The following is a 13,977-nucleotide window of genomic DNA, read 5'->3' as shown; positions in this document are numbered from 1 at the left end:
CGGTTTTCTTTTCGTTTAAACTAGTGGAAGTATAATCGTTGTTTCGGTTCCATGATTTATTTTGCTGGTCACGGTTATCGTTCCGCCTTGATCGACGATGATTTTTTTTGTAATTAGCATGCCAAGGCCGGTACCTTCTGCTTTAGTCGTGTAAAATGGTTCAAATAGATTATCAATTGTTTCGGTATTCATCCCGGGACCGTTATCGCGGATGAAGATAGTAACTCTTTCGTCTTGGAATTTGACAACGATAGTGATTATGCCGTTTTTTACAAGCGCTTCACACGAATTTTTAAATAAGTTAATGAAGACTTGTTTCATACCATCTTCATTACCTCTAATGATTGCATTATTTTTAGGAATCTGAACATCGCAAAAAATTGACCGATTACTAAATTCCGTTTCGAATATCGATACTACATCTAGAAGTGACTTTTCAATGTAGAAATCAGTGAATTTTTTTAAATTCGGTTTTGATAGGACGAGAAACTCACTGACTATCAAATCAATACGGTTTATTTCTGTATACATAATTTCGGTGTATGCGCGATATGGATTAGCGGGATCGTTGTTCATCATCTGTACGAATCCTGAAATGGATGTCATAGGATTACGTACTTCGTGGGCGACGCTTGCTGCAATCTCACCGATTACTTTTAGTTTTTCTGTATCGATTTTTAGTTGTTCAGCTTGTAGCTTAAGTGTAATGTCGCGTGCAATGAATGACGTGGCGACTAACTTTTTTTCAGAATCGTAGATAGGGGCTAATGTCAGTTCAGCATCAAACACGGTACCATCTTTCCTCATCTCTTTGGTTAGCAGAAAATGATAACTTTCCCCGTTCAATAATTTTTTTGTCCTCTCTGCAATCGTTGCATCCTCGGACAAAGGGAAGAGTCGTGGCGAACGTCCCATGCATTCCTCGCGCTTCCAGCCGTATGTTTTTTCAAATGCGGGATTCATTGCGACAATGTTCTGATCTAAGTCGAACACAACAATTGCGTCTTCCGTATGTTCAAAAAAGAGATCGAGATAGCTTTCTCTGGATGTAAGTAAAACATCCAACTTCTTGTTTTCCTTGAAGATATTGTTCCATTCCGGTGTGATTCTGAAAGTGTACAGTACGCAAAGGAACACCGCCAAGCTGAAAATGAAAGCTATATTGGGGAGTAATTGAGTTTCATCCACTGATTTATAAATTGGACTGAATAAGTAAAATAAAACAAACACTTCTATACCCGTGATGGCCATAATCAGTATGTTTAACCAAGTGATATTGTAGATTGCCACTAAGGCGATAGGGAAGATAAGATAAAATAAGTGTACTAAATCAGGATTTACTAAGTTTGAAATAAGTATATATAAAAAGTACCCAATTATTAGGGGGATTCGAAAAGTAAGAGAATTCATCCCCGATTTATAAAGGACAAACAGTACAGTAACGATGAACAATCCGATAAGGCCTGAAATCATTGCGCTATGAAAATCTAAAAGAAGTGACGTGAAAATATGTACGGTGACGCTAGAGGCAAAAAAAAGTATAATAAACATATTGCGTGAATGGACGATTGTCGAATCTTTCATTGGGCACCTCACAACATTACTTTATACTTATCATACATGATTCGACATTGGGATTGAATTACATATTTCGACGCGAGAGAGAGGGGAAATAGAAATGACTACAACATTTGATGAAAAACGTATTGTTGAACTACTAAAAAGGCTTGTGGAGACACCAAGTCCATCAGGTTATACGGAAAAAGTGATGAAGTTAATAGCAAAGGAACTTGACGAAATTGGGGTAACACATAAGAAAACAAACAAAGGGGCAATCATTGCAACGATTGAAGGAGTGGATTCAACGCGACATCGTCTGCTTACAGCGCATACCGATACACTTGGGGCGATGGTGAAAGAAGTGAAAAGCAATGGTCGCCTGAAGTTGACAATGATTGGTGGTTTCAATTGGAACGCGGTTGAAGGAGAATACTGCCTCATTCATACGGCGTCAGGGAAAGAAGTCCGAGGAACAATTCTTATGCATCAGACTACAGTTCATGTTTATAAAAACGCAGGGACTGCAGAACGAAGCGTGGAAAATATCGAAGTGCGTATTGACGAGAAAGTAACTGATGCAGCTGGAACACGTGCACTAGGTATTGAAGTGGGCGATTTTGTATCATTCGATCCTCGTTTTGAAGCGACGGACAGCGGTTTCATTAAGTCACGTCATCTTGATGATAAAGCGAGTACTGCGCTGTTGCTTGAACTGATTCGTTCATTGAAAGAAGAAGGGGTCAAACTTCCGCATACGACGCATTTCTATATTTCTAACAATGAAGAAATCGGTTATGGTGGTAACTCTAATATTCCAGTTGAGACTGTTGAGTATATCGCGGTCGATATGGGAGCGATTGGTGACGGGCAAACTTCGGACGAATATACAGTGTCGATTTGTGCCAAAGATTCAAGCGGGCCATATCATTATGCGTTGACACAACATTTGACGGGCCTTTGCAAAGAAGGGTACATTCCGTTCAAACTTGATATTTACCCGTTTTACGGTTCAGATGCATCTGCTGCAATTCGAGCGGGCTTTGACGTGAAACATGCATTGTTTGGTCCAGGCATCGAATCATCGCATGCATTGGAACGGACACATATCGATTCGCTAAAAGCATCAGCACAGCTGCTTCGTGCATATGTAACTTCAGCAATGATGGACTGAACGGAGGGGTTTAATGGAAACGGAAAAGTTACTTTCAATGTTACCTGTCAAACGGGTAGCAGGAGCGGTTCCGCCGACTGTGACGGATATCGCGATTGATTCGCGCGCGGTCAATGCAGGAGGAATTTTCGTCTGTATCGAAGGATTTACGGTAGATGGCCATAATTACGTTGGGAAAGCCGTGGACAATGGAGCAAGGGTGATTGTTGCTTCGAAGCAAGTCGATGTCGATTTGGAAAAAGTCGCGGTGGTAATGGTTGAAAATACGTCACGGGCTATCAGCTTGTTGGCGTCCCGTTTTTATGATTATCCATCGAAGCGGATGACGATGATTGGGGTAACGGGTACGAACGGCAAGACGAGTGTCAGTGGCATCATCCAAGCGATTCTTCAGCGGGCGGGTGAGAAATCCGCCGTTACTGGAACAATCGGTTTCGATTTGGATGGAACCCTTTATGAGACTGAGAACACGACGGCTGATGTATTGACGACACAAGGGATGATTGCCCGTGCAGCGGATGAAGGATGTACAACAATGACGATGGAAGTATCGTCACATGGTCTAGTGGAAGGTCGTTTGGCTGGTACGGAATTTGACATCGCTGTTTTTACAAATCTAACGCATGATCATCTCGATTACCATGGGACAATGGACAATTATGGTCAGGCGAAAGGATTGTTGTTTTCTCAGCTAGGACAAGACTTGGAAAAGCGTAAATTTGCCGTTGTCAATGCAGACGATGAATGGAGCAACAAGCTACTGGAAATGACTTCTTATCCAGTTTTGACATACGGTATCCAAAATGAAGCCGTTTTTCGTGGATCGGATATTGAGCTACGGGCAAATGGTACGACATTCAGGCTTACTGCGCCCGATGGTGAATTCCGAGTTGACATGAGCCTCATTGGTGAATTCAGTGTCTATAATGCGCTCGCGGTCATCGCTACTTTGTATGCCAAAGGAATGATGACTGAAGATGTTATTAACTATCTAGGGAAGATTTCAGCCGTTAAAGGGCGTATGGAACAAGTACCGACAGAATTGCCGATTACAATGTATGTCGATTATGCGCATTCACCTGATGCTATTGAAAAAGCGATTGATGCAGTTCTTCCTTATAAGAAGGAAGGAAGTCGTCTAATATTCGTCATTGGTACGGGTGGCAACCGTGATCGGATAAAACGTCCGATTATGGCAGATAAAGCATCCGTCGCAGATTATGTAATCTTAACGACGGACGATCCGCGGGACGAGCCGTATGAATCGATACTTGCAGAGTTGGAAGCGGGTATGAAGCATAATCAGTATGCATGTATTGGTGATCGACCGGAAGCAGTGCGCCATGCGATAGCGGTTGCAGAGCGTGATGACATTATCATTTTCGCTGGTAAAGGGCATGAGGATTATCAAATTATCGGCTCTACGAAATACCCACACTCAGACGCGGAGATTGCGCTGGTAGAGGCAGAGAAGAAATTTGGTACAGGATTAGTTGGAAAATGAGTAGAGAGAGTTGTCCTGATTTTGGGATAGCTCTTTTTTTTGTGGAATGGATGACATCGTGGTTTTGCTGTTGTTGAAGAGTTTTGGGAATCTGACGTTCAGTTTTACCTGTGCTTCACTAATTCCGATAAAAAATTGTTGAAATCATCCTCCAATGTGTCTATGCTAAGGAAAGCAGAGCAGAAGGAGACAATATACAATGGACAAACCAATACATGAAGAAATTGCATCCCGCCGGACGTTTGCAATTATTTCTCACCCGGATGCCGGGAAAACGACAATCACAGAAAAACTACTCTATTTCGGTGGTGCAATCCGCGATGCCGGAACAGTAAAAGGTAAGAAATCAGGGAAATTCGCAACTTCTGACTGGATGGAAATTGAGAAGCAACGTGGAATTTCGGTAACATCATCCGTCATGCAATTCGATTACGATGGTAAGCGCGTTAACATCTTGGATACACCGGGACACGAAGATTTCAGTGAAGACACATATCGTACACTTATGGCCGTCGATGCGGCTGTCATGATGGTCGATTCAGCAAAAGGAATCGAGCCACAGACGATTAAATTATTCAAAGTATGCCGTATGCGTGGGATTCCAATCTTCACGTTCATTAATAAAATGGACCGTCAAGGGAAAGAACCGCTTGAACTGATGGAAGAATTGGAAGAAGTGCTTGGTATCCAGTCTTACGCGATGAACTGGCCAATTGGAATGGGTAAAGAGTTCCTTGGTATTTACGATCGTTTTAACAACCGTGTTGAACAGGTACGGGTCGACGATGACAAGCGTTTTCTTGCGATCAATGAAGACGGAGGGCTTGCAGAACCACATCCAATGATGGAAACATCATATTATAAGCAAGCACTTGAAGACGTTCTACTTCTTAACGAAGCAGGCAATGATTTTGATGAAGAGAAAATAGCAATAGGTGAACTGACACCTGTATTTTTCGGCAGTGCATTGACAAACTTTGGTGTGCAGACATTTTTGGAAACGTTTTTACAGTTTTCACCACCACCACAACCACGAATAACAAAAGATAAAACAGAAATCGATCCGTATTCGGAAGAGTTTTCAGGTTTTATCTTCAAAATTCAAGCGAATATGAATCCGATGCACCGTGATAGAATCGCATTCGTTCGTATTGTTTCAGGTGCATTCGAACGTGGAATGACTGTAACGGTTCCGCGTATTTCCAGGACATTCAAACTGACACAGACAACGCAGTTCCTTGCGGATGATCGTGAAATAGTGGAGGAAGCGGTAGCTGGTGATATTATTGGACTTCACGATACAGGTAACTACCAAATCGGGGATACAGTAATCGGTGGTAAATCAAACTTCCTATTCGATGCGTTACCACAGTTTACACCGGAACTCTTTGTTCGGGTAACAGCGAAAAACGTTATGAAGTCTAAACATTTCCATAAAGGAATTCTTCAGCTTGTGCAAGAGGGAGCAATTCAATATTACCGGACGCTCCATACTGAGGAAGTACTTTTAGGTGCAGTTGGTCAACTTCAATTTGAAGTGTTCGAGCACCGAATGAAGAATGAGTATAACGTCGAAGTGCGCATGGAGCACGTCGGTTCGAAAGTTGCGCGCTGGATTGTCAACGAAGGTGACGTCAAAGAATCTATGGCAGGGCAACGAGCAATGCTTGTAAAAGATCGCCACGACAAACGTGTATTCTTATTTGAAAACGATTTTGCAATGCGTTGGTTCCATGATAAGTATCCGGAAATCGAATTATATAGTCAATTATAATTTAAAAACCCGGCAAGACGGTCTATCCGTCCTGTCGGGTTTTCTTATCATTTACGAACAGTTGAAGGATATTAATTAAGTCCGTTACCAAAGCTTTAGGCGCTCCCGTTTGAAGTCGACACCATGTTTCATTATGATTAATGGAGTGAAGCTTTTTTAAAAGATAAGAAAATACCGATTTTTTCTACTTTGGTCGTTGTCTAGACTCCAGGCGCCAACCACTCGGAGGCTTACAGGATGTGAGTTACGCAGCGGGGAGGGATTGAACTACATACCTCCTTGTTGCGACAGGACGTCGCGTTCTTAGACTGACTTCCTTTATCACTTATGCCTGTCGGGGCTAGGCGGCGCCTTCCGCTTTTCCAATAAAGAAAGGAACGTGTCCATGAAAATTAGTGATTTTTCTATAAAAAGGCCCGTATTTACGATTGTCATTATGTTTCTTATCATCATTTTAGGGGCGGTATCATTCTTTCGTATTCCAGTGACGCTAATACCAGAATTGAACCCGCCGATTGCTGTCGTTGTGACAAGTTATCCAGGTGCATCTCCGGCAGAAGTGAGCGAGAAAATAACAAAACCACTCGAAGCGAGTCTTTCGACTGCGCCTGGATTGAAATCAATGCAATCCACCTCGCAGGAGGGCGCCAATTTCATCTTACTTATGTTTGACTGGTCAACGAAAATCGATGATGTCCAGCTCGATATTATGCAAAGGGTAGATCAAATTCCAGTCCCAGAAGGTGCCACAAAACCACGTTTTATGAAATTTGATCCGTCCCAGTTCCCGGTTATTCAATTGTCACTGCGTGCAACTGCGGATGATACAGATATCCGGAAAATTGCGGATCAGCTAGAAACTGAATTACGCCGGACGAAAGGCGTAGCAAGTGTTTCCGTTTCGGGTCAATTGATAGAAGAAGTACAAATCATTATGGATCAGAACAAACTCGTAGCGAATGGCCTTGAACAAGCCGATATCGTCAAGATGATTCAAGCAAACAATGTGTCTATGCCTGGTGAACCAATTAAAACGGTGGATGGCAAGCAACTCACAACCCGTATTGTCAGTACATTAACGACCATATCCGACATTCGGAGTATCGCGATTGGTGCGAATCCGATAAATGGCGCTACAGTAACAATTGCAGATGTGGCGGATGTTGCACTTGTCGAAGCAGAGTCTGCCACAGAAACGCGTGCAAATGACCAGCAGGCTGTTCTGATGTCCGTGTTGCAAGAATCTGGTGCAAATACAGCGGATGTGTCGACCGCCTTCAAAGAGGCTCTTGACAATCTGTTGGAAAAAGAAGAATTCAAAGGTGTCGAGTCAGATATTTTATTTGACCAAGGGGATTATGTAAAACTCGCCATAGGAAATATTGGACAGTCGCTTATTTTAGGCGGTATTTTCGCAATGCTTGTATTGTTCTTCTTCCTGCGTGGCATAAAAAGTCCAATTATTATTGGTATTGCCATTCCATATTCGGTCATTGTGACATTTGTTCTCATGTATTTTGCTGATTTCTCGCTTAATATTATGACTCTTGGTGCGCTTGCGCTTGGTATAGGGATGCTAGTTGATAACTCGATTGTCGTCATTGAAAATATTGAACGACATCTTGCTATGGGGAAGGATCCGCAAATTGCAGCCTCTGAAGGTTCGAAGGAAATTGGCGGTGCCATTATTGCGTCAACGTTAACAACGCTTGCCGTTTTTGTCCCAGTTATTTTCATCAGCGGATTAATCGGGCAGATTTTCACGGAATTTGCCTTGACAATTTCCTTTAGTTTATTCGCATCACTCGTTGTTGCATTGACGGTTGTACCCATGATGGCGAGCCGTATGCTAAAGAAACCGACGAAAAATATAGCAGCTAGGAGACGCCGCTCAAAAGGATTGAATAACTTTGAAAGATCGGTGAAGTGGGCACTGAAACATCGTTCTGTTGTCCTGTTAACTACACTAATTGTGCTGGTGTTAAGTAGTTTTGCTTTAACTAAGGTCGGAACCGAATTCTTGCCAGCGACTGATGAGGGATTTGTCAGCATTACAGTGAAGTTACCAAACGGTTCATCTTCAGATGCGACAGATGAAGTAGTAAAACGAATTGAAGCGCAATTGAAAGATGAGCATGATGTGGAAGTATACGTTAGTCTTGTTGGTGGAACGCAACAGGATATCGCGCAAGGTACATCTAAAGCTAATATTGCAGAAATATCCGTCAAACTTGTACCGCTTGCGGAAAGGGAACGCTCGATCTTTAAATTCGTAGATGATGTGCAACCCAAAGTATTGAAAACTGTAGGTGACGCTGCCAAAATAGGCTTCGTGATGCAGACAGCAGCGGGTTCAAGTCCGAATACGTTGACATTCTCATTGAAGGATACAGACGAAGAACGTCTGAACGAAGCAGTTACAAACTTGAACAATGAACTGGTCGAACTTGATTCCGTAACGGAAGTGACAAATAATCTTCAAAATACTGTTCAAGAAATCCAAATTGAAGTGGACCGCCAAAAAGCATCTAACAATGGACTGGCGCCTTATCAAATTGCACAAACAGTAAACAGTGTGACTCGTGGTTCATTAGCCACACAGATTATCGGAAAAAACGACGAAGTGTTCGGTGTCTATGTGAAATACGATAAGAAGTTCCGTAACAGTATGGACCAGTTGAAAAAATTGGAACTCCGTACTCCAACAGGTACATTTGTGAGACTTGGGGAAGTTGCTAAAATCGAAATTGCGGAAGGACCCGTTTCTATCCAACGAGTCGATCAAGCACACTCGGTAACATTTACTATGAAGTATGAATCGTCTCAATCACTTGGTGATATGACGGCTAAAGTGAATGATACAATTGACAGGCTTAAGTTGCCGGAAGAAATTGACCTAACATTTGGCGGTGACAGAGAGTTATTCGAAAGTGCGATTGATGATATGGTCATGGCGATACTACTAGCCGTTGTACTTGTCTACATTGTCATGGCGGCACAGTTCGAATCATTTAAATACCCATTTGTCATTATGTTCTCTGTGCCACTTATGATCATTGGAGTAGGGCTAGGCCTCTTCCTGACAAGTACGCCAATCAGTGTCACAGCAATAATCGGGATTCTCGTCCTCGTTGGTATCGTGGTCAACAACGGGATTGTCCTGGTTGATTATATTAATCAACGAAAAGAAGCGGGACTCAGCTCATATGATGCTATTATTGCCTCGGCCAGGGATCGTTTACGTCCGATCCTGATGACTGCACTGACGACTATTCTTGGCTTATTACCTCTTGCGCTGGGTATTGGTGAAGGAACCGAGATGAATCAGCCGATGGGAATTGCAGTTATCGGTGGATTACTTAGTTCGACCTTGTTCACGTTGTATATTGTACCAATCATTTATAGCTTATTTGATCGACAAACGAGAAAACGTGCAGTCGAAAGTAAATAACCGTAGAGCCTCCCTTTATTGGGAGGTTCTTTTAATTGTTGAGTTTTTCATGACGGTAATAAACTCAAAGTTAACAATCATAACACATGTGTTGATTAACCAAAAACAACCAGTAAATAACTTAATCAAACAGCAGGCGCTTCGTGTACAGTATATTTGGATTGCTTGGATTGAACGACCTCTATACGATTACCGAGATGTCTTTATGTGTAGGAATGCGACTTCGTCGCATTCCTACACATTTTTTCGGTAATCGTATGGTGCTTATTCATCCGTCGCTATCCAAATGGATACGTACACAAAGTGCTAAAGCTTTTCGGGACGAAAAAATAGCGGGGCTGCTTATCTGGATAATAGCCGCCAAAGATGCAATTTTGGCGGCTGAAGTCTTCTCCATAGTCTTGTCTTTTTTAGTTAAGGAAGAGTCACTTTCTTAAAGTTCATCGCATGATATGACGCGTACACTTTACTCAAAGTAAGCAAGAACACATTGTACAACGTGCAAGAGTGCCCGAAATTGTATCTTCGGGCACTTATAACCTTATAAAAGTCATCTATTCTTTTTTTCTAAAACAGCTGTATTTTTCACTTGAACGTTGTAGGAACGCCACAGGCAACTAGTCGTAACAGGATTACTGAAAAGAGTGTGGGTAGGAATGATGAAGTCATTTCTACCCACACTTGCCCCTCGGTAAAGTTGTCATGAATAGTTCGCCAAAAGCAGACTGGAAATGATCCGGTGAAACGGTGTTCTTCAAGCATTTCTTACCTGCTCTTTATGCAAGAAAATGGTTAATCAACAGACGTGCAATCATAACTATTCTAAGGGAACCATTCGGGCTGTAAACAGAATATTCTTCTAACAGTCTAATTCAAATGTTATACTACAAAATAAGGGGGTATTATATGAGAACTCATTTTTTTACCGGCTTTCCTGGATTTATTGCTACGCAATTGATAAAAGAATTGGTACGTGTTGGAGAAGTGAGGAAGGTTTACGTAGTCGTTCAATCTAGCCAAGCTGGTCTCGCAAAGGAAAAAGCTACATCTATTATGAGAGAAATGAATGTTACTTTTCCGTTTGAAATTCTGGTCGGGGATATTACGCAACCAGGACTTGGGATGGCGCAGCAGACGATTAAAGATTTGCACGAGGAAAAGTTAACTGTGTGGCATCTCGCCGCCATATATGATCTCGCGGTAAAAGCTGAAATTGCTTGGAAGGTAAATGTTGGGGGGACGAGACAAGTTATTGAATTTGTCCGTACTCATCCTTCTATTGAGCGGATCGTGTATTTTAGTACAGCGTATGTTGCAGGAAAACGAGAGGGTAAGTTGCTTGAAACTGAGCTGATTCGTCCGACTTCTTTTAAAAATCATTATGAAGAAACCAAATTTGAAGCGGAACTACTTGTGGAAGAACTGAAGAAGGAGGCAGCCGTGACTATTATCCGACCTGGAATTGTACGAGGCCACTCGAAAACTGGGGAGACGATTAAGTTTGACGGGCCATATTTCTTTATGAATATGATCGATAAATTGCGATGGATGCCAATTATTCCTTACGTGGGGAAAACGCGGACATGCATAAATGTTGTGCCGATTGATTATATAATCGAGGCTTCAGTGTATTTATCCAATCACATAGGAGCTACTGGTAAAACGGTTCATTTAACGGATCCTACACCGCACCCGATTGAAGAGATTTACTGCGCAATGGTCGTTGAATTGACAGGCAAAAAGCCTAAGGGAAGATTGCCGCGGCTTCTTGCAGAAAGAGGCCTTGCCTCAATCCGCTTACAGCGTAGACTTGGCGTGGAGGCAGAAACACTGGATTATATGATGTGGGATGCCACTTTCGATACGACAGTTGCAGAGGAGCTACTGCAAGGAAGCGATATACAATGTGCTGATTTCCTAGCCTCGATTCCATCCATGACCGCATTTTATGAAAAGAATAAGAAAAATAGCGATTATCATATAAAAATCGGGTAATAATATTTACTTTTTGACCAACTATGGTATAATCAAACAAAAGAACCCGAACTTAATAACTTTTGACTTTATGTCAAGGGGGAGTAGCTATAGGGAAACCTATTTCATAGTCGTCAATACATGGCTTTTGCCATCGGTTATGATAGCTGGATTTTTGCAAAACTAAAATTCCGACTTAGCGAGACCTTTGCCTTTTATTAGGTGAGGGTCTCTTTTATTTTGCAAAAAAACAGGGGGAATCGATTTGGAAGCAATATTATTGGAATATGCATGGGTACTCGTTGTACTTATCGTACTAGAAGGATTACTGGCAGCAGATAATGCCGTTGTTATGGCGGTCATGGTCAAGCATTTACCGCGTGAACAGCAAAGGAAAGCACTTTTTTACGGTTTATTAGGAGCGTTTGTCTTCCGCTTTGCAGCCTTGTTCATGATTACGTTCCTAGTGAATATTTGGCAAATTCAAGCACTCGGAGCAATCTACTTATTGTTCATTTCCATTAAGAATATTATGGATCAGCGAAAAGTTGAGGATACACATCCTGATGCTAAAAAACGTAAGCAGTCTGGTTTTTGGATGACTGTTGTGAAAGTCGAACTTGCGGATATCGCATTTGCGCTCGATTCGATGTTGGCGGCGGTTGCACTTGCTGTAACGTTGCCTAAGCTTGGTAACTTCGATATAGGTGGCATTAACGGTGGACAATTCATCGTCATGTTATTGGGTGGTATTATTGGCTTAGTGATCATGCGATTTGCTGCACGTCAATTCGTTGTTCTTTTGCAAAAGTTTCCTACCTTGGAAACAGCAGCATTTCTTATTGTTGGATGGGTCGGTGTCAAATTGGCTGTGCTTACACTGTCACATCCAGGCTTGGGAATCCTCGATGAAAGCTTCCCACATTCAACTTTATGGCAAGTGACATTCTGGATTGTTCTTGTTGGAATAGCGCTAAGTGGCTACTTGGCTGGGGTTAGAAATAACAAAAAGAAAGCATAATATGAAAAGCAGCCATGTGATTGCATGGCTGCTTTTCTATTTTTATCAAATTCGTCCTTTCCTTTTTCATGCGACTTCTCTAAAATAGGTACGACACCATATTATTGGTGAAAGGAACGGTGAACTGGTTGAAATTCAATCGTGAGAATTTACGCAGGTTCACACCTGCACAAGTTATAGTGTTTTATTATTTTCTGGCCATCGCCTTTTCATTACTACTGATGAATTTGCCTGGAGTATACTTGCCTGGAGTAAAGATAAGTTTCATTGACAGCTTGTTTACAGCCGTAAGTGCCGTAAGTGTTACTGGACTGGCGCCCATCAGCATCGGAAGTACTTATTCGGTTTTTGGTATTTGTATGCTTATGCTTGTTTTGCAAATTGGTGGAATTGGAATTATGTCGATAGGGACATTTTTTTGGCTCCTCGTTAAGAAGCGAATTGGTTTGCGAGAAAGGCAACTAATCATGGTCGAACATAATCAATATAACCTTGCAGGGCTTGTTCATCTAATCAAGGAAATCATTAAAATAATATTATTAATTGAAATTATCGGTGGGCTTATATTTACAGCTTATATTATGCGGTTTTATGATACATTTAGCGAAGCACTTCTTAACGGGATGTTCATGTCTGTATCTGCGACAACGAACGCGGGCTTTACTATTGCAGAAACTTCACTCGCGCAGTATTTCAATGATTACTTCGTTCAGACATTAACGATGATTCTAATTATTCTCGGTGCCATCGGTTTTCCGGTTCTTATCGAAGTGAAAAGTTATTTTTCAAAAAAAGTGCCTCATTTTCGTTTTTCTTTATTCACAAAAATAACGACAGCGACATTTGGATTTTTACTTGTTTTCGGGGCAGTTATGATTTTCATTTTGGAATCTATGCATTCGTTCAAAGGGATGGCATGGCATGAGAAACTATTTACGGCGTTATTCCATTCAGTGTCATCCAGATCAGGAGGACTAACAACGTATGATGTGACGAAATTTAGCGAAGCGACGGACATTTTCATCAGTTCGCTGATGTTTATAGGTGCATCGCCAAGTTCGGTAGGCGGCGGAATTCGGACGACGACATTCGCGATTGCAGTGCTGTTTCTTATAAACTTTGCTCGCGGTAATCAAGTCATTAATGTCTTTAAAAGGCAAATAAAACTGATAGATGTGTTCCGTTCTTATGCTGTCATTATTTTGGCGTTGGTGATGGTTATGACCGCACTCCTTATTCTACTTATTACAGAACCTGGTGTGCCGGTCATTGCACTGCTGTTTGAAATAACATCAGCTTTCGGGACATGTGGTATGTCACTTGGTATCACATCGGATCTTTCTGTAACTGGGAAAGTGATTATTATGTTACTAATGTTCATTGGACGGGTCGGGCTTATTTCGTTCCTCTTTACATTAGGAGGAAAAACAAAGAAATTGAAATATCATTACCCGAAAGAAAGGGTTATTATTGGTTAATAAAAAGGCTGTCCCAAGTTTAAATTGGGACAGCCTTTTTCAAA

At 41.7% G+C, this 13,977-nt stretch carries 9 protein-coding genes; 8 read left to right on the top strand and 1 reads right to left on the bottom strand.

Translation table 11 applies throughout. The features are described from left to right. Positions 1-15: 15 nt before the first annotated feature. The gene (locus AZE41_RS16530; protein WP_067211709.1) at positions 16-1,584 is read right to left on the bottom strand and encodes a two-component system sensor histidine kinase NtrB; all 1,569 of its coding nucleotides are present in this window, start codon (positions 1,582-1,584) and stop codon (positions 16-18) included. A 94-nt stretch (positions 1,585-1,678) separates the two neighbouring features. Between AZE41_RS16530 and AZE41_RS16525 the strand changes: the two genes are divergently transcribed. The 8 genes from AZE41_RS16525 (at position 1,679) to AZE41_RS16490 (ending at position 13,933) form a co-directional block, all read left to right on the top strand. Further along, a complete protein-coding gene (locus tag AZE41_RS16525) occupies positions 1,679-2,731 on the top strand; it encodes a M42 family metallopeptidase (protein ID WP_067211705.1) in 1,053 nt (350 codons plus the stop codon). A gap of 13 nt (positions 2,732-2,744) precedes the next feature. Further along, complete coding sequence (locus tag AZE41_RS16520; protein ID WP_067211703.1) at positions 2,745-4,235, top strand: UDP-N-acetylmuramoyl-L-alanyl-D-glutamate--2,6-diaminopimelate ligase; 1,491 nt, start codon at positions 2,745-2,747, stop codon at positions 4,233-4,235. Positions 4,236-4,434: 199 nt separating this feature from the next. Next, entirely contained in the window at positions 4,435-6,009 is a 1,575-nt protein-coding gene (locus tag AZE41_RS16515; protein WP_067211702.1) for a peptide chain release factor 3, read from the top strand. A gap of 385 nt (positions 6,010-6,394) precedes the next feature. Beyond that, the gene (locus tag AZE41_RS16510; protein WP_067211699.1) at positions 6,395-9,460 is read left to right on the top strand and encodes an efflux RND transporter permease subunit; all 3,066 of its coding nucleotides are present in this window, start codon (positions 6,395-6,397) and stop codon (positions 9,458-9,460) included. A gap of 143 nt (positions 9,461-9,603) precedes the next feature. After that, complete coding sequence (locus AZE41_RS16505) at positions 9,604-9,897, top strand: hypothetical protein (protein ID WP_067211696.1); 294 nt, start codon at positions 9,604-9,606, stop codon at positions 9,895-9,897. Positions 9,898-10,366: 469 nt separating this feature from the next. Continuing rightward, positions 10,367-11,455 (top strand): SDR family oxidoreductase, encoded by a 1,089-nt coding sequence (locus AZE41_RS16500; RefSeq protein WP_067211694.1) that lies wholly within the window; start codon positions 10,367-10,369, stop codon positions 11,453-11,455. A 244-nt stretch (positions 11,456-11,699) separates the two neighbouring features. Further along, positions 11,700-12,455: a TerC family protein gene (locus tag AZE41_RS16495; RefSeq protein ID WP_067211691.1), complete on the top strand. Its 756-nt coding sequence runs from the start codon at positions 11,700-11,702 to the stop codon at positions 12,453-12,455. Positions 12,456-12,583: 128 nt separating this feature from the next. Continuing rightward, positions 12,584-13,933 carry a TrkH family potassium uptake protein gene (locus AZE41_RS16490; protein WP_067214027.1) on the top strand — a complete coding sequence of 450 codons (1,350 nt, stop codon included), beginning with the start codon at positions 12,584-12,586 and terminating at the stop codon, positions 13,931-13,933. Positions 13,934-13,977 lie beyond the last annotated feature (44 nt).

The sequence above is a fragment of the Sporosarcina psychrophila genome (genome assembly GCF_001590685.1).
GTDB classification, from domain to species: Bacteria; Bacillota; Bacilli; order Bacillales_A; family Planococcaceae; genus Sporosarcina; species Sporosarcina psychrophila.
This window is presented reverse-complemented; position numbering and strand designations above follow the sequence as displayed.

Bases quoted from the DNA above. Each gene is read 5' to 3' on its own strand.
- AZE41_RS16510 (WP_067211699.1), top strand. From the start codon at position 6,395: ATGAAAATTAGTGATTTTTCTATAAAAAGGCCCGTATTTACGATTGTC.
- AZE41_RS16520 (WP_067211703.1), top strand. From the start codon at position 2,745: ATGGAAACGGAAAAGTTACTTTCAATGTTACCTGTCAAACGGGTAGCA.
- AZE41_RS16500 (WP_067211694.1), top strand. From the start codon at position 10,367: ATGAGAACTCATTTTTTTACCGGCTTTCCTGGATTTATTGCTACGCAA.
- AZE41_RS16525 (WP_067211705.1), top strand. From the start codon at position 1,679: ATGACTACAACATTTGATGAAAAACGTATTGTTGAACTACTAAAAAGG.
- AZE41_RS16515 (WP_067211702.1), top strand. From the start codon at position 4,435: ATGGACAAACCAATACATGAAGAAATTGCATCCCGCCGGACGTTTGCA.
- AZE41_RS16530 (WP_067211709.1), bottom strand. From the start codon at position 1,584: ATGAAAGATTCGACAATCGTCCATTCACGCAATATGTTTATTATACTT.